Origin of the sequence: Methylomarinum sp. Ch1-1, assembly GCF_030717995.2 — a bacterium.
GTDB classification, from domain to species: domain Bacteria; phylum Pseudomonadota; class Gammaproteobacteria; order Methylococcales; family Methylomonadaceae; genus Methylomarinum; species Methylomarinum roseum.
The window spans coordinates 3,497,894-3,514,251 of the sequence record NZ_CP157743.1 but is presented as its reverse complement, the minus strand read 5'-3'; the positions used below and the strand labels follow the sequence as shown (position 1 = coordinate 3,514,251).

The 16,358-nt window shown below is 51.6% G+C and carries 15 protein-coding genes; 9 read left to right on the top strand and 6 right to left on the bottom strand.

Annotated features, from left to right (window positions below; translation table 11 throughout):
- Positions 1-19 precede the first annotated feature (19 nt).
- The 5 genes from Q9L42_RS16065 (at position 20) to Q9L42_RS16045 (ending at position 5,294) form a co-directional block, all read left to right on the top strand.
- The gene (locus Q9L42_RS16065) at positions 20-742 is read left to right on the top strand and encodes a DUF445 family protein (RefSeq protein ID WP_349431402.1); all 723 of its coding nucleotides are present in this window, start codon (positions 20-22) and stop codon (positions 740-742) included.
- A gap of 10 nt (positions 743-752) precedes the next feature.
- Complete coding sequence (locus tag Q9L42_RS16060; protein WP_305907397.1) at positions 753-1,523, top strand: alpha/beta fold hydrolase; 771 nt, start codon at positions 753-755, stop codon at positions 1,521-1,523.
- 56 nt (positions 1,524-1,579) lie between these two features.
- A complete protein-coding gene (locus Q9L42_RS16055) occupies positions 1,580-2,737 on the top strand; it encodes an OmpA family protein (RefSeq protein WP_349431401.1) in 1,158 nt (385 codons plus the stop codon).
- A gap of 462 nt (positions 2,738-3,199) precedes the next feature.
- Positions 3,200-4,408: an argininosuccinate synthase gene (locus Q9L42_RS16050; RefSeq protein ID WP_305907400.1), complete on the top strand. Its 1,209-nt coding sequence runs from the start codon at positions 3,200-3,202 to the stop codon at positions 4,406-4,408.
- A gap of 388 nt (positions 4,409-4,796) precedes the next feature.
- Positions 4,797-5,294: a hypothetical protein gene (locus tag Q9L42_RS16045; RefSeq protein ID WP_305907401.1), complete on the top strand. Its 498-nt coding sequence runs from the start codon at positions 4,797-4,799 to the stop codon at positions 5,292-5,294.
- An 87-nt stretch (positions 5,295-5,381) separates the two neighbouring features.
- On the opposite strand, the gene Q9L42_RS16040 is transcribed toward Q9L42_RS16045, so the two are convergent.
- The 5 genes from Q9L42_RS16040 to Q9L42_RS16025 all read right to left on the bottom strand — a co-directional run bounded on the left by Q9L42_RS16040 (position 5,382) and on the right by Q9L42_RS16025 (position 8,625).
- Positions 5,382-5,717 (bottom strand): c-type cytochrome, encoded by a 336-nt coding sequence (locus Q9L42_RS16040; RefSeq protein ID WP_305907402.1) that lies wholly within the window; start codon positions 5,715-5,717, stop codon positions 5,382-5,384.
- 182 nt (positions 5,718-5,899) lie between these two features.
- Entirely contained in the window at positions 5,900-6,865 is a 966-nt protein-coding gene (locus Q9L42_RS16035) for a WD40 repeat domain-containing protein (protein ID WP_349431400.1), read from the bottom strand.
- A gap of 536 nt (positions 6,866-7,401) precedes the next feature.
- Positions 7,402-7,725, bottom strand: a complete 324-nt coding sequence (locus Q9L42_RS21520) for a transposase (protein ID WP_432648851.1) — start codon at positions 7,723-7,725, stop codon at positions 7,402-7,404.
- Between the two features lie 23 nt (positions 7,726-7,748).
- Positions 7,749-8,147, bottom strand: a complete 399-nt coding sequence (locus tag Q9L42_RS16030) for a hypothetical protein (RefSeq protein ID WP_349431399.1) — start codon at positions 8,145-8,147, stop codon at positions 7,749-7,751.
- On the bottom strand, positions 8,128-8,625 hold the full coding sequence (locus Q9L42_RS16025) for a helix-turn-helix domain-containing protein (RefSeq protein WP_349431252.1): 498 nt from the start codon (positions 8,623-8,625) through the stop codon (positions 8,128-8,130). The genes Q9L42_RS16030 and Q9L42_RS16025 overlap by 20 nt, the downstream gene beginning before the upstream one ends.
- Positions 8,626-8,696: 71 nt before the next feature.
- Between Q9L42_RS16025 and Q9L42_RS16020 the strand changes: the two genes are divergently transcribed.
- Both Q9L42_RS16020 and Q9L42_RS16015 read left to right on the top strand, forming a co-directional pair.
- Positions 8,697-9,311, top strand: coding sequence for an IS110 family transposase (locus tag Q9L42_RS16020; RefSeq protein ID WP_349431398.1), 615 nt, complete (start codon positions 8,697-8,699; stop codon positions 9,309-9,311).
- Complete coding sequence (locus tag Q9L42_RS16015) at positions 9,308-9,661, top strand: transposase (RefSeq protein WP_349431397.1); 354 nt, start codon at positions 9,308-9,310, stop codon at positions 9,659-9,661. The genes Q9L42_RS16020 and Q9L42_RS16015 overlap by 4 nt, the downstream gene beginning before the upstream one ends.
- A 461-nt stretch (positions 9,662-10,122) precedes the next feature.
- On the opposite strand, the gene cysG is transcribed toward Q9L42_RS16015, so the two are convergent.
- Entirely contained in the window at positions 10,123-11,568 is a 1,446-nt protein-coding gene (gene cysG, locus Q9L42_RS16010; RefSeq protein WP_349431396.1) for a siroheme synthase CysG, read from the bottom strand.
- A gap of 83 nt (positions 11,569-11,651) precedes the next feature.
- On the opposite strand from cysG, the gene Q9L42_RS16005 reads away from it, so the two are divergent.
- Together Q9L42_RS16005 and Q9L42_RS16000 are read left to right on the top strand one after the other, a co-directional pair.
- Positions 11,652-11,882 (top strand): sulfurtransferase TusA family protein, encoded by a 231-nt coding sequence (locus Q9L42_RS16005; protein ID WP_305907405.1) that lies wholly within the window; start codon positions 11,652-11,654, stop codon positions 11,880-11,882.
- Between the two features lie 444 nt (positions 11,883-12,326).
- Positions 12,327-16,244, top strand: a complete 3,918-nt coding sequence (locus Q9L42_RS16000) for an FAD/FMN-binding oxidoreductase (RefSeq protein WP_349431395.1) — start codon at positions 12,327-12,329, stop codon at positions 16,242-16,244.
- The last annotated feature ends 114 nt before the right edge of the window (positions 16,245-16,358 follow it).

Here is a 16,358-nt window from a genome sequence, read left to right as displayed (position 1 = left end):
GAAAATAGTTTTAACGACGATGAAGAAGATCTTTAACAAGAGTTTTATCACCAATCTGATCGCGGTAGCGATCATTGCAACCGGTTATTTGTGTCCGTTGCAGCCGGCATTGATGAAATCCATCGGTTTTTTTGCGCTGTCGGGCGCGATCACCAATTGGTTGGCCGTGCATATGCTGTTCGAAAAAGTGCCTTTATTATACGGTTCCGGTGTGATTCCGAACCGTTTCGACGAATTCAAGTCTTCTATTAAAGCGCTGATGATGGAGCAGTTCTTCACCGCGGAGCATGTCGAGCAGTTTGTCGAGAAGGAAGAGCAACAAGGCGGCAAGGTATTGAATATCGAACCCTTATTGAATGCGGTCGATTATGACAGAATCTATGACGGTCTGGTGACTTCGATCATGGAATCCTCGTTCGGCGGCATGTTGCAAATGATGGGCGGCGAAGAGGCATTGACGCCGCTGAAGGAGCCTTTTACCGAGAAGATGCGGGCGACCTTGACCGACATGGTCGAGTCCGATCGTTTCAAGGAAGCCTTGCAGCAAGGACTGGATGCGCGCAAGATCGGCGAAGATATCGTTACTAAGATCGAAACGGTCATCGATAAACGCCTGAACGAATTGACGCCGCAAATGGTTAAGGAAATCGTCCAGGCGATTATTCGTCAGCATCTGGGTTGGCTCGTGGTTTGGGGCGGCGTGTTCGGCGGCGTCATGGGTGCGTTGTTCAATTTTGCCTGAGGTGATAACGATGAAGCCGTTGCCATTGGCATTCGATGAATTTGGCGATCCGGCGGCACGCCCGCTGGTCATCTTGCACGGATTTTTCGCTTCTTCGCGTAATTGGCGGACTATCGCCAAAAAACTGGCCGTGCGTCATCATGTCTATGTCTTGGATATGCGCAACCATGGCGCTTCTCCGCATTCGCCGCAGATGGATTATCCGGTCATGGCCACCGATCTGAAATACTTTCTCGATCAGCAAGGCGTCGAACGAGTCAACCTGCTCGGTCATAGCATGGGCGGCAAGGCGGCGATGTGGTTTGCCTTGAATTGTCCCGACTCTGTCGACAAGCTGATTGTCGCCGATATTTCCCCGACGCGTTATCGCCATAGCTTCGACCAAACGATACAGGCTTTGCAGAACCTCCCGCTGCATGCGATCAATAATCGCAAGGAGGCGGATGAGATTTTGGCCGAAACGATAGGCGATAGCAGTTATCGACAGTTTTTATTGCAAAATCTGCAATTGGAGGCGGGTGAATACCGCTGGCGGGTCGATTTGGATATTTTTTATCGGACCGCAGACAATATCATTGGTTTTCCCGACGTCGAGGGCGTGACGCCCTATTCGGAAAAGACGTTGTTTTTGGGAGGAGAGCATTCCGATTATATCAGGCGGGAAGATGTGCGGCGCTTATTCCCGGCCGCCCGGATCAAGACGATTCCCGATGCCGCCCATTGGTTGCATGTGCAGGCGCCGGAGCTGTTCTGCGATGAAGTCGATAGTTTTTTAGCTTAAAAAAAACCTCGGCTTGCCGCTATCTAACTCATCAAAATGGGTAGCAGATCAATAGCATGAGATTGTCCGGATTCGTTGTCATCATCGCCGTATCGACTGCTTTTTGTCGTATCGGCTATGCCGATTATATAGTGGCGCCGCTGCAGCAGGCCGTTTGGCGGAGCGAACAAAGTAAAATAGCCTGTCGATTATGGCAGGACATTGGTAGTTTCGGACATGCGGAATTTTTGCATTATGCCGGCGATCCCTTGCAATTCTTTGTTCAGGAAGCGGAAAGTCAAGCGCGCATCGGCAAGGCCAGCCTGTTTGTCGAGCCGCCTTCTTGGCGCGATAGTCTGGTTTATCAGCAGGATTACCGGGTGTTTCTTGAACAGTCGACGGCAAGGCAAGTCAATCGTCTTATCGTTTATGACGGGGTCGCCGAAACGATGTTGGATGCGCTGCGACTAGGCCATAATCCGGTGTTTAGTTTTGTGCGTCAAGGCAAGGAAACCCGGGTGGCGGTCGCGGCGGTTAATTTTCTTGAAGCCTATGCGCAATTTATTGATTGCCGTAAGTTGTTGCTGCCGTTTGGAAAAAGGCAGTTAACCCAACCGAGTCTGTTTTTTTTGCCGCAAAGCCAAGTTTTGTCCGCTCAGGTCGATCGGCGCCTAAGCCAGGTTGCCGACTATTTGCAGGCCTTGAAAACGCAGCGTCTGGTCATCATCAGTGAAACCGCGATCGCCGGGCGGGCCGATCATAAATGGTTTACGCGCAGAGCCGAACAAGTGAGCGAACGCCTGATCAAGTTAGGGCTCGCTAAAAGCCGCATACGTATCGAAACCGGTTCTTATCATCGCGGCAATGACAACGAATTGGTGCTGAAACTATTCGGTCCCGATGCGCTCGGTTTGATTTATTATCGCAAAGGCAATACCGCGCTTACCGGCAAGGAGAAGCAACGATTGCGATTATTGGCCCGCTATCTGCAGGACTATTATCGGGAAGGCAGGGTGTTGATCAGCAGTCATACCGACAGCAAGGGGCGTCGAGCCGCTAATCTGAAAATATCGGAGCAGCGCGGCAATGTCGTCAAGGCCTATCTTGTCGACCAAGGCATCGCCTCCGAGCGTCTTTTAGTCAAGGCTTATGGCGAGAGCAGGCCGGTAAAAAGCAATCGTTTTCCCAGGGGCAGGGCTCAGAATCGCCGTGTGGTGATTAGTTTTCTCGATTAATTCCTTTAAGCAGGCGGGGCGGATTCTGTCGTTCTTTTAACCGGCGAGTCAATGCGCTATGCGCTGTTCATTTCAGTTTGCATCGCTGATCATATGCCAAAATGGCTATAAACTACAGGTTACCTGAAACAGAGGCTGTTCCAATTTTGAGCGTTGTAGCGTTGTAGCGTTGTAGCGGTGTTTAGGACTCGGGGAGTGTCTGTCGAGGAACGCCGTTCACCCAGCACCTAAATTATCCTGGAATGTAACATATAGTCCAGTAACCATGGAATTTAGGTGCTGGGTAAACCCATCCATGGGGGCTTGACGACAGCATCCTTGCTGCCGACATTCTCGCCAAACACACCCCAAGCCCTCTTTGTTGTCCATATATGGGAATTGGGAATAGATATAAGTTATCCAAAAAAGACGTGGATTTCCGGTATAATTAAGGCCTTTTGAATTCAATGGTATTGATACATTATGACGGAAATTAATAAAGTCGTTTTGGCCTATTCAGGCGGTCTGGATACTTCGGTCATTTTAAAATGGTTACAGGACACGTATTCTTGTGAAGTCGTCACGTTCACTGCGGATATCGGTCAGGGAGAAGAGGTTGAACCGGCTCGCGCCAAGGCCAAGGCCGCGGGAATCAAGGAAATCTATATCGAAGATTTGCGCGAAGACTTTGCTCGCAATTACATTTTTCCGATGTTCCGCGCCAATACCATCTATGAAGGCGAATATTTATTGGGCACGTCGATCGCGCGTCCTTTGATTGCCAAGCGATTGATTGAAATCGCCAATGAAACGGGGGCCCAGGCCATTTCCCATGGCGCGACCGGCAAAGGCAATGATCAGGTTCGTTTCGAACTGGGCGCTTACGCCTTGCGTCCCGATATTAAAATTATTGCGCCTTGGCGTGAATGGGATTTGAATTCGCGGCAAAAGCTGTTGGCCTATGCGGAAAGTCATGGCATCCCCGTTGAAATGAAAAAAGGCAAGGCTTCGCCTTATTCGATGGATGCGAATTCGCTGCATATCTCCTACGAGGGCGGTATTCTGGAGGACCCTTGGGCGGAACCGGAAGAAGACATGTGGCGATGGACGGTGTCCCCGGAACTGGCGCCGGATCAGGCGACCTATGTCGAACTGACCTATCAAAAAGGCGATATCGTCGCGATCGATGATGTGCCGCACAGTCCGGCCGAGGTGATGGATAAGTTGAATGAAATTGCCGGCGCTAACGGCATCGGTCGATTGGATATCGTCGAAAATCGTTATGTGGGCATGAAATCGAGAGGCTGCTACGAAACACCGGCCGGCACTCTGATGTTGAAGGCGCATCGCGCGATTGAATCGATCACGCTGGACAGGGAGGTGGCGCACTTGAAAGATGAATTGATGCCGCGTTACGCGACTTTGATTTACAACGGTTATTGGTGGAGTCCCGAACGTGAGATGTTGCAGGAAATGATCGATGCCTCGCAGCGTACCGTCAATGGTAAAGTCCGCTTGAAGCTGTATAAAGGAAACGTCTCTGTCGTTGGTCGTGATTCCGCAACCGATAGCTTGTTCGATGAAGCGATTGCAACTTTCGAGGAAGATGAAGGCGCCTACGATCAGAAAGACGCGGAAGGTTTCATCAAGCTGAATGCGTTAAGAATGAGGATTGCGGCCAAAAAACGTTAAGGGTGAAATGATCCCGGGCCAATTTTATGCGCCCGGGGCTGGATTGAGCCTGCAATTTCGGCGATACAGCTTGGTGGCGGCCGTGTTTATTGCGAACCGGGTAATATTTTTGTTCGCAGGCATCATAAAATGCAGGACATTTTCAATTTAACTTGTATAATGAAAACATTTAGTTGCATTTTGACTTTTAGTTCCTGTCCTCTCAGAGAGGAGGGTAAAAGTGCTTGCCATCGGAGTTCGGCGGTGACTGGGTTCCACGATAAATATAATAATGAGCAATATGCGTAAGGTTGACCCCGAAGTTGTTAATGCCCAAGGACGTGAAGTCGTGTTGCTTCACGAATCACCTCATCACCAGAGTTTGGTAAGAACGAACCGATTCTTATTAATGCTGGTTTTTGCATTGATGACGTTTGTATTTGTTCTCGGTTTTTTGGTTTTGCCCAATTATGATCTGGTTGACCAGTTGAAAAATCGACAGGCCTCTTATCCCGCCGCCGCTTATGCCGTGCAAAACCCCGCTCTTTCCCACGAAATCAATGCCCTGAAGAGTCAGTTGGTCGGATTGGTCAGCGGATCGATAGAGAGTAAGCTGAGGATACTGGAGGAAAGCATCAAGATCGGCAGTCTTTCCGCGTCATTGGGAACCATTCAAGACTTGAAGAATGATGTTAAGGTGTTGCGGTCTTATTCGGAGCCGCCAATCAAAGAAAGGGAACAGCAGGTGAACGAAAAACTGATCGCCGAGTTGTCCCATCTAAAAAATCTCATTTATCTGACTTTCGCTTCCTGTGGGCTGATGATTGCCGCGATTGCAGGCTTCTGGCTGCGTAATCGTTTTCGTTTGCCGCATCAGCGGGTGAAGTCCTATATAGGCCGTAAATAGCGTTATAAAACGCATCTTGGCTTTAAATTCAGGGCATAAAAAAAGCCGCCACCAATAAAATGGGGCGGCCTTTTTTGATTCTGAGTCTTATTCGCTCAGGTATTTATAGACGGCGTCGATCGCTTGGTCTTCGGTGTAACCCGCTTTTTTAACAGGACCAACGGCCATGATGGCGTCGATCGCTTTTGGCATACCGTTTTTGCCTTCTTTGATAACTTGAGCGAATTTGGCTTTATCCAGTTCGCCAGCTTTGATCAACTCTTTTAATTGTGGGTTGGAAGAGATGTCGTGACAAGCGCCACAGCCGCGACCGAATGCACGGTCATAGATTTTTTTACCGATTTTTGTTTCTTGGTCTGCGAATGCTTGACCGCTTAATGCGATTAAAGCAACGCCCGCTAATAAACCTAATGATTTTTTCATGGTTATCTCTCACTGTTATTAAAGAAATACTGCATATCAATCTGTGATATGCAAACGGTTTGGAATTAATTGCGTAGGATAGGCGATTTCGAATCAAAACTCAATCAATTTCATAAAAAATCGATTACCTATCGCTGAGTTCAGATTATCCGTAAAAACACTGAACAATAACTGAACCGTTTTTATTGTCGTCTCCAGCGCTGTAAATAACCGTTGGTGGCGATGCTGTTAAATTTTTTTCCGTTGCTGACAAAGGCCAGGGCCAAAATCGTCGCCGCGGTGGGACGCCATGCGTCGGCTTTTTTAGCGCGCCAGAATTTTTCCAGTGAGCCGTTCTCGGTATTCCATAATTCGATTCGTTGCGATATATGTCCCGCCAGCAGATATTTGTCATCTGCGGAAAAAACGGCGGCCGATAACGTGGTTCGTTGTGGGCCGATATTTTTGTAGGCTTCGCCGCTGACGATGTCCCATAACCGACTCTGACTCAATACGGCGCTGGTCAGCGCATAGCGATCTCCGTGTCCTAGCGCGACGGTCGCCAGTTTATTGTCATGTCGCCAGGAGTATTTCAATCTGCCGTTAGTCAGGTCCCAAAGCTTGGCGCTGTGGTCTTCGGAGCCGGTTAATGCGTATAGACCGCTGTCGGATAGATCGCTTGCGACAACAATGTCGTCATGTCGGAAAGCATAAAGCGTGCGGCCATATTCCAGGGCGAGATAAATGGCCTTGTCGATCAAACCGACCAGTGCATATTGACCGTCCGCGGAAATGCTGACGCTGTAAATATCCGGTAGGCTCCAAACAGCCAGCAATATGCCGTCACTGACGCGCCACCAGGCTATCGAATTTTTTTCCGCCGTGACGGCGTACTCTTCATTACTGGAAATATCCAGGCCGATGATGCCGGCGCTGTCATCGGTATGTTGCCACTTATGCAGCAAAGACTTGGGTTTTAGCTGCCACAGTTCCGCATGGCCAGTGAGCGTGCCGATTAAGGCATAATGCTCCGATAAGTTGGCGGAAAATACGCCATTTTCCGCCAATCTGGTGGTTTTTTCAGGTTTTTCGGTTAAATCGCAGCCGCTGATCAGGGCAAAGCCCAACAGCAGGATAATTAGCGGATACGGTGTTGTTCGCCTATTCATGACCTATTTGCTTCGGATATTGGATGAGTGCTTACATCAGCTCGATGAGCTACTTTCTATTTAACCCGCGTTTTTCGCGTTGCATGATTGGCTAACAGTATAGTGGTTAGCTATTTGCTTTACTGACAAAATTCAGCCAAGCCCTCTTTGTTCAGCAATTCCCATGTCATCAGTTTGAGTATTTTTGCGGGGTTTAGGGCATGGGGTGTGTCTGTCGAGGAGCGCCGTTCACCCAGCACCTAAATTATCCTGGAATGTAAAATATAGTCCTGTAGCCATGGAATTTAGGTGCTGGGTAAACCCATCCCTGGGGGGCTTGACGGCAGCATCCTTGCTGCCGACATCCTCGCCAAACACACCCCATGCCCTATTTGAACGCCAAAGTGATGATATGGACTCCTCTCCACCCTCTAACGGTGTCACAATACACCTACTAACAACTTAAACAGAACAAAGAGGAGTTCGAGATGAATCTTAACGTAGTGGGTTTAGATATTGCAAAACTAGTACTCGCCTTCTGAAATACCTTCGATAATTTAGACAAGTAGAGGCTTACCAATATAGGTCCATCGAAACGGTTTTGCCAATGTTTCATTAAAAAATGCAATGAACGCCTGAATTCTTTGATTCAGAGCCTTAATCGAAGGGAAACTTCCGCGTTTGAGTAAGCGACGGCTTAAAATGCCGAACCAAATCTCGACTTGGTTCAGCCATGAACAATGTTTTGGTGTATAAACAAAACGGATACGGTGCTCGGTGCATTGTAAAAAGTCCGCGCGCGACGCCATGTTCTCTAAAATGCCGGATTGTCCTTTCTCGCCCAGCGGGCTTCGATGCCGCAGAGTTCTGCCACATTTCACCAATGAAGCGGATTTATGCGTATTCAGTTGGTCGGCAATAAATACCCATTTTGCCGTGGGTCAGTAGCGACGGTCGCCTGGATATGGGCCACAAAATCGTTTTCTGTTCGGGTGTCGCCCAACGTTGGACACAGGATTTTTCCGGTCGCTACTTCAAAATTGGCTATCAGGGTTTGTGTGCCATGCCGTTTGTACTCAAATTCGTGTAATTCCAGTTTTCCTTTGGACATCGGGTGATCCGGATGAATCCGTTCCAGCGCCTGAATACCGGTTTTCTCGTCCACACTGATCACATGTACACCGGATTCGTGTAGCTCTTGAGCTTGATGGTAGAGCTTGCAAACGTCTCTCACTTCTTGTCGAAAGGTCGCTTCATCTTCGGCTTTGTGGTTGAGCCAATATTTAGTGCGATGCGGTTTCAAATCCCCCTGATTTTAAAAAACGCCCGATACTGCTGAGCGAAATGGTGTCTACAATCCCCCTATCAATAGCGGTTCGGACGAGTGCCGGTTGCGTCCAATGACTGAGATGCTCGGGAGGCGTTTCACAAGCGAGCGCCAATAACTGGCAAATCTGCTCCGCAGTAAAGACGCCGGGGCAGCCAGCGCGTGGTTTGTCGGCCAACACGTGACTGATCGCCTCGCGCAACTTTTTTGATTGGTCGGCATATTTTTCCAACTCAATACTGTCGCCTAACCAACGCTTTCGCCAAAACCCGACCGTTTCTTCACAGAGCCCCAGGTTTTGAGCGATCGATTTATTGGTGTTGCCGACGTGGGCCAATAACACGATTTGAGCACGTTGCACCAGACTGTGTGGCGCTTCGCGACTTCGAACAATGGTTTCCAAAATGCTCTGCTGTTCAGAGCTCAATGTCAGTGGGAGGAGTGGACGTGCCAAGGGATTATTTTATTGGTTTCAAATCGTTGTATTATCCAATATATTTCAAGTTTATTGTACTAGTGTTTCATATGTTCATGATGCAAGACGGCAAAGCAAAGAAAAAGAAATTGAAACGGTCGGAACTGTTGGCCTTTGTGGCTCAGATGCCGGTGAGCGTGATCGCGATGGAAGCCTGCGGCGGCGCTCATCATTGGGCCCGGGCATTTCAGGCCCTGGGCCACGAAGTAGTGCTGTTGAATACTCGCTTCGTGAAGGCATTCGTGGTTGGCAATAAAAACGATTACAACGACGCCGAGGCGATTTACACGGCGGCCTGCCAGCCGAACAAACGCAGCGTGGCGATCAAAGGCATTGAGCAGCAAGACTTAGCCATGCTGCAAGGTGTCCGGCGAGGTAAGGTGGACGAACGCACGGCCTTGGTCAATCAAATGCGCGGTTATCTGGCTGAACGAGGCATCGTGCTGCCGCGTAGCGTGAATCAGTTCAGAAAACAACTGCCCAGTATTCTGGAGGACGGGGAAAATGACCTCAGCACGCTGAGCCGGAAGCTGTTTGCCGAGCAGTATCAAGCGCTGAAAGCCTTGGACGAAGCGATCCGGGCTCTGGACCGGGAAATTACGGCAGTATGCCAAAACAATGCCTTAGCCCGACGATTGCTTGACATACCGGGTATCGGTCCTTGACCGCCATTTTGGCCACGGCTGACGTCGGCGATGGCAAGGGTTATGATTCGAGCCGAGATTACGCGGCCAGCTTGGGCGTGGTGCCAAGGCAGCACAGCAGCGGCGATAAGCAGGTATTACTGGGCATCAGTAAACGCGGCAACCGCCAATTGCGCACATCCTTGATTCACGGGGCAAGAGCGGTGCTGAAATACTGCGGTGACAAGAGCGACCCCTTGAGCCTGTGGCTCAAAGGCTTGATTGAACGGCGAGGCTTCAACAAAGCGGCCGTGGCTTTGGCCAACAAGAACGCCCGGATCATTTGGGCGCTGGCAACGCGTGGCGGCGATTACGTGCCACAAATGGCCTAAGCCGATGAAAACCGGGTTATCCACCCTTTGCCCACAAGCTCCGAGCACGATTGAAGGGCTCTACGCATGTGGACAAAGCGTGGATAACCCTAACAACACTGTAGTAAACGAGTTCAACCAAATTGCGGAGGCAAGACTCTCAAAGTGATGACATTCAACAGGTCAGACCGGCGCTTTTAAAATCCGTTATTCCCGAAGATTCCTTGAAATCGGCAAAGTGATAGAGATAAAAGCGCGCGGATAGCTTCATCAGGGCCCGAAGGTCGATAAATACCTTCATCAAGAGGCCGAATATATGGCGGCAATCTCGATCTCTGTTGGAAACATCATTTTTGAACAATCTTGGCTTGCAATTGGAGAGGAGTCCATATATGGGAATTGCTGCTCTTTGTTATCCAAATTGGGAATGGCTGGACAAAATTGGTGTAATCCGCTTGAGTCGTCATGCGTATTATCGGGTGTTATTGCGATAGGGCTTCGAGCTCCGCTGACGATTTGCCGGAAGTTTTATCTCCTTGAGACGAATTCGGATTGAACCAATCCAATTTATGCTGCAAAGTCACGACGGAGCCGACAATGATCAGCGTCGGCGCCTTGATGTTTTGTCCGGCGACTTGTTCCGGCAGCGTCGTCAATGTGCCGGTAATGACGCGTTGATGTTGGGTCGTGCCTTGTTGGACGATGGCGATAGGATGATCTTCAGGGCAACCGTGTTCGATCAACGACGCGCAGATTTTTTCCAGACCGATCAAGCCCATATAGATCACGATCGTTTGATTAGGCGCGGCCAGTTGCGCCCAGTTCAAGTTGATCGATCCGTCTTTCAAATGACCGGTGACGAAGGTGCAGGATTGGGCGTGATCCCTGTGGGTCAGCGGAATGCCGGCATAACTGGCGCAGCCCGATGCCGCGGTGATGCCGGGCACGACCTGAAAATTGACGCCTTGCTGCATCAACGTTTCAATTTCTTCGCCGCCGCGGCCGAAAATGAAGGGATCGCCACCTTTCAGTCTGACCACGCGTTTGCCTTCCATGGCCAGCTTGGCGAGCAGTTCATTGATCGATTCCTGCGGCAGGCTGTGATAACTGCGTTGCTTGCCGACATAAATTTTTTCCGAATCGCGCCGGGCCAGATCGAGAATCTCGGCGGACACCAGGCGGTCGTAGACGATGACGTCGGCCTGCTGCATCAATCTTAAAGCTCTGAATGTCAGTAGATCGGGGTCGCCTGGCCCGGCGCCGACCAAGTAAACCTCGCCCTTCTCGGGGCTGTGATCGCCGCTTTCCAGCATCGTTTGCAATTGTCGTTCGGCTTCGTGCTGGCGGCCGGCAAATACCAGTTCGGCGATGCCGCCCTGTAATACATTCTCCCAGAAAATTCGCCGTTGTCCCGGATCTTCGATATGCTGCTTGACCGCGCTCCTGAATTTGTTGGCCAGTTGTGCGAGTTGGCCGTAGGCGGGGGAAATCATGCTCTCGATCTTGGCTCTTAATTGTCGGGCCAGCACCGGCGACGCGCCGCCGGATGAAATCGCCGCGACGATCGGCGAACGGTCGATGATCGACGGAAAAATAAAACTGCACAAATCGGGGTTGTCGACGACATTGATCAGCAGTTTGCGCTCTTTGGCCAGTTTCGCGACTTGAACATTGGTTTCCCGATTATTAGTCGCAGACACTACCAGGAATTTATCCTCTAGATCGGCCGCTTCGAAGGCTTTTTGCTGCATGCTGATAGGGGCTTGCTGCGCCATGTCGATTACAGTTGCGCTCATCTGCTTGGCGACTACTGTGATATTCGCTCCCGCTCTCGTCAACAGGTCAATTTTGCGCGCCGCGATGTCGCCGCCTCCAACTACCAGACAATTTTGGTCTTTCAATTCTAAAAAGAGGGGGAAATAATCCATGAGTGTCTACGATTCTCGCTAGTGAATGAGAAGTGGTATTATAAGCACTCTTTTTTTTCATGCCCGGAATTTTTTAACTGTTTATGATTGAGTTTGTTGTAGAAGTCGATGCCAGCGGATTAAACTGTCCCTTGCCTTTGCTACGCCTGAAGAAAGCCTTGATGGAGATGGGTAGCGGCGAAGTTGTGAAAGTCATTGCGACCGATCCAGCCGCTCATCTGGATTTTGGTGTTTATACCGAGCAAGTTGGCCATCAGATCATCGAATTCACTAAAGAGTCCGACCGGCAGATTTTTTATATTCGCAAAAAGTGAACCGCTGTGGCCGCATTGTGTATCCCCCTTTCGCCCGCCGTTGCGTCAGCAATTCCCAATTTGAGGGTCGAAGAGGGTAGGGATGTCTGGCGAGGATGCCGGCGTCAAGACCCCCAGCACCTAAATTTAGGCTACATTTTACGTAACTATTCAGTATCTTTCGGATTTTAGGCAGTAGGTCATTGATTTCTCGGGACGCGTGAATACTTCCCTGTAAGCTCTGACTGCAACGTCCTGTTGCAGACAGCCCGATAAATCAATAACCTACTCCCTCTTATAAAACTACGCTGAATAATTACCATTTTACATTCCAGGGTAATTTAGGCGCTGGGTGAATATCGCTAAATTGCTGAAAATGGGAATTGCTGTCTTTGCTCCGTTTCAATGTTCGTGCCGATAACGACAGTGTTACAATAAACCTTTTTAACCCCGCCATTACCCCGTATGTCAGTGGATTCCGAACTGTCCCCCCTAATTACCGATGAATCGCCAGCGAGGCTGCGCGAAATTCCCTACAACTATACCTCTTTTTCCGATCGTGAAATCGTCATTCGCCTGCTCGGCGAGGAAAACTGGCGCATTTTGGAGTCGCTGCGCGACGAACGCGTGACCGGTCGTTCCGCGCGCATGCTGTTCGAAGTGCTAGGCGATATCTGGGCGGTGCAACGCAATCCTTATCTTGAAGACGATTTGCTCGATAATCGCAAACGGCGTAAGGCGCTGCTGGAGGCGATGCGTCATCGTCTGCGCCAGATGGAAAAGCGTCATCAAGAATATCAGGACGAATATCCCGATCGGGCCCGAAGAGTGGCGCTGTTGATCGAGGCGGCGCATCGGGCCGTCGATGCGTTCGCGGCGCACTTCAAGGATACCCGCGATATGCGTCGCAAGGTGTCGGCTCTGCTATCCAAACATACCCGCAAAGACAATATCTGTTTCGATGGCTTCGCGCGAGTGTCGCATGTCACCGACGCCACCGACTGGCGGGTCGAATATCCGTTTGTCGTGCTCTATCCGAACAGCGAGGAAGAGGTCGGCCATTTGGTGCGCGATTGCATCAAATTGGGATTGACGATCATTCCGCGCGGCGGCGGCACCGGCTATACCGGCGGCGCGGTGCCGCTGACGCCTTATTCGGCGGTGATCAACACAGAGAAGCTGATCGAGATCGGTGCAGTCGAACAGCAAGCGCGCTTGCCTGGCGTCGAGCAAAGTTATGCGACGATTTACACCGGCGCCGGTGTGGTGACCCGGCGGGTCATGGAAACGGCCGAAAACGCCGGTCTAGTTTTTGCCTGCGACCCCACCTCGGCGGACGCTTCCTGCATCGGCGGCAACGTGGCGATGAATGCCGGCGGCAAGAAGGCCGTGCTATGGGGGACCGCCCTGGATAATTTGGCCTCATGGCGCATGGTGACACCGGACGGTTTGTGGCTGGAGGTCGAGCGGCATAACCATAATCTCGGCAAGATACACGACCAGGAACAGGTCACCTTCATGCTGAAACGTTACGATGCGACGGGGCGGACGCTGTTGTCCGAGGATGCGTTGGTCATGAGCGGGGCGCAGTTTCGCAAGGGCGAGTTGGGCAAGGATGTCACCGACAAGTTTCTCGGCGGCCTGCCGGGCATACAAAAAGAAGGCTGCGACGGCATCATCACCTCGGCGCGCTGGATCTTGCACAAGATGCCGTCGCACACCCGCACTTTCTGCTTGGAATTCTATGGTCAGGTGCGTGAGGCGGTGCCGGCCATCGTCGAAATTCGCGATTTCTTGGCCGCGCTGCCGAAAAACGGCCATAAGAGGGTGATGCTGGCCGGACTGGAGCATCTCGACGAACGTTATGTCAAGGCGGTCGGTTACGCCAGCAAGGCCAAACATCAGGGACGGCCGAAAATGGTGTTGATCGGTGATATCGTCGGCGATGACGAGCATCAGGTTGCATTGGCTGCATCGGAAGTCGTGCGCCTGTGTAATGCCCGCGGCGCCGAAGGCTTCATCGCGGTCAGTCCCGAGTCGCGCAAGACCTTCTGGCTGGACCGGGCCCGCACCGCCGCCATCGCCAAGCACACCAACGCCTTTAAGATCAACGAGGACGTCGTGATCCCGCTGCCGCGCATGGGCGATTATTGCGACGGCATCGAACGCATCAACATCGAATTGTCGCTGCGCAATAAACTGCGCCTGTGCGATGCATTGATCGAATTTCTGGAAGGCGATCTGCCACTGCGTTCCTACGAGGACAGCGTCGAAAAAGACGAATTGATCGGCGACCGTCGCGGCCAGGCGCTCGCGGTCGTCGCGGAAGTGCGCGAACGTTGGCAGTGGCTGTATGACAGTCTCGATCTGCCGTTGTCCCAGGCCGAAGAGCGTTTCGGTGGTTATGGCATCGCCGTTTCCGCATCGACCAATCGCGCCGAAAATCCGATTTTGTTTCATCGGTTGCAGGATCGTTCCCTTAGAGTGTCTTGGAAACAGGAGCTGTTGCCGAATTTACAGGAGATCTTCGTCGGCGATAATTTCCGCCCGGTGATCGAGCGGATAAAAGCCGTGCATCAAGAAGTTTTGCGCGGCCGCGTATTCGTCGCGCTGCATATGCACGCCGGCGACGGCAATGTGCACACCAATCTGCCGGTCAATTCCGATAATTACGCCATGCTGCGGGAAGCGAATCAGGCGGTCGCCCGCATCATGGCGTTGGCGCGCTCTCTGGGCGGCGTCATTTCCGGCGAGCACGGCATCGGCATCACCAAGTATGAATTCCTAGACGCGGAAGAACTGGCCGGTTTTCATGATTACAAACGCCGAGTCGACCCGGATGGTTACTTCAATCGCGGTAAGTTGATGCCCGGCGCCGACCTCAGTGCGGCTTATACCACCTCATTCAGTCTGATGGGCTACGAATCGCTGATTATGCAGCAAAGCGACATCGGCGCAATCTCGGATTCGGTCAAGGACTGTCTGCGCTGCGGCAAATGCAAGCCGGTATGTTCGACCCATGTGCCGCGCGCGAATTTATTATATTCGCCGCGCAATAAGATCCTCGCCACCTCGTTATTGATCGAGGCCTTCCTGTATGAAGAGCAGACCCGGCGCGGCATTTCCATCACTCATTGGAAAGAGTTCGAGGACGTCGGCGATCATTGCACCGTCTGTCACAAGTGTTACAACCCATGTCCGGTCGATATCGATTTCGGCGACGTGTCGATGAACATGCGCAATCTGTTGCGCAAGATGGGCAAGCAAAGCTTCAATCCGGTCAAAACGGCGGCGATCGCATTCTTAACCAGCACTCACCCGAACAACGTCAAGCTGATGCGCAAGCTGTTGATCGAATGGGCTTATAAGGCGCAGCGGCTGGGCAACTTTTTTCTCCGGCCCTGGGGCAAGGCGCAGCTCGCGCAGCCGCCTTCTTCGATCGGCAAGCCGGAAATGCGCGAATATGTCGTCCACTTCACCAATCGGAAGATGCCAGGCAAGCTGCCTGCCAAAACGGCCAGGGCATTGCTCGGCATCGAGAGCGATCAGATCGTGCCGATCATCCGCGACCGCAACAAAACTCAAACCGATTCCGAGGCGGTGTTTTATTTCCCCGGTTGCGGTTCCGAGCGCTTGTTCTCGCAAGTCGGTCTGGCCACTCAGGCGATGCTGTACGAGATCGGCGTACAGACGGTGTTGCCGCCGGGCTATCTATGCTGCGGCTTTCCGCAGCGCGCCGCCGGCCAAGACGACAAGGCGCAGCAAATTACCACCGACAATCGAGTCTTGTTTCACCGGGTCGCCAATACCTTGAATTATCTCGATATCAAGACCGTCGTCGTCAGTTGCGGCACTTGTTTAGATCAGTTGCTCGATTACGAATTCGACAAGATTTTTCCGGGTTGCCGGATGATCGACATTCATGAATATTTGCTCGAGAAAGGCGTCAAGCTCGATGGCGTGAGCGGGCAGCAGTATTTGTATCACGACCCCTGCCATACGCCGATGAAACAGCAGGATGCGATGAAGACCGTCAACGGCCTGATTGGCGCGACTGTCAACAAGTCCGAGCGTTGCTGCGGCGAGTCGGGCACATTGGCGGTCGCGCGTCCGGATATCTCGACCCAGGTGCGTTACCGCAAGGCCGAGGAGCTGCGCAACGATACCGAGAAACTGCGCGCCGGCGGCAAGCAAGGGCCGGTGAAGATGCTGACCTCCTGTCCGTCCTGCATGCAAGGTCTGCAACGCTATCAAGGCGAGGTTGAGCAATTGGAAGTCGATTATATTGTCGTCGAGATCGCCAAACATGTGCTCGGCGAGAACTGGATGAAAAACTATATCAAGCAGGCTTCCAATGGCGGTATCGAACGCGTGCTGGTCTGATGGCATTAAGGTCGAATTCTGTAGGGAACGCATTACAGGGAAGTGCAAGTGCCGCGTAAGGCAGAATACCATTAGCTGCCAGGGCTGATTGACCCAGCCTTAAAATTTAATCGC

Excerpts from the sequence above, each read along its gene's own strand:
- Q9L42_RS16040 (WP_305907402.1), bottom strand. The coding sequence starts at position 5,717 with ATGAAAAAATCATTAGGTTTATTAGCGGGCGTTGCTTTAATCGCATTA.
- Q9L42_RS16035 (WP_349431400.1), bottom strand. The coding sequence starts at position 6,865 with ATGAATAGGCGAACAACACCGTATCCGCTAATTATCCTGCTGTTGGGC.
- Q9L42_RS16050 (WP_305907400.1), top strand. The coding sequence starts at position 3,200 with ATGACGGAAATTAATAAAGTCGTTTTGGCCTATTCAGGCGGTCTGGAT.
- Q9L42_RS16055 (WP_349431401.1), top strand. The coding sequence starts at position 1,580 with ATGAGATTGTCCGGATTCGTTGTCATCATCGCCGTATCGACTGCTTTT.
- Q9L42_RS16020 (WP_349431398.1), top strand. The coding sequence starts at position 8,697 with ATGTTCATGATGCAAGACGGCAAAGCAAAGAAAAAGAAATTGAAACGG.
- Q9L42_RS16065 (WP_349431402.1), top strand. The coding sequence starts at position 20 with ATGAAGAAGATCTTTAACAAGAGTTTTATCACCAATCTGATCGCGGTA.
- Q9L42_RS16045 (WP_305907401.1), top strand. The coding sequence starts at position 4,797 with ATGCTGGTTTTTGCATTGATGACGTTTGTATTTGTTCTCGGTTTTTTG.
- Q9L42_RS16005 (WP_305907405.1), top strand. The coding sequence starts at position 11,652 with ATGATTGAGTTTGTTGTAGAAGTCGATGCCAGCGGATTAAACTGTCCC.
- cysG (WP_349431396.1), bottom strand. The coding sequence starts at position 11,568 with ATGGATTATTTCCCCCTCTTTTTAGAATTGAAAGACCAAAATTGTCTG.
- Q9L42_RS16060 (WP_305907397.1), top strand. The coding sequence starts at position 753 with ATGAAGCCGTTGCCATTGGCATTCGATGAATTTGGCGATCCGGCGGCA.
- Q9L42_RS16000 (WP_349431395.1), top strand. The coding sequence starts at position 12,327 with ATGTCAGTGGATTCCGAACTGTCCCCCCTAATTACCGATGAATCGCCA.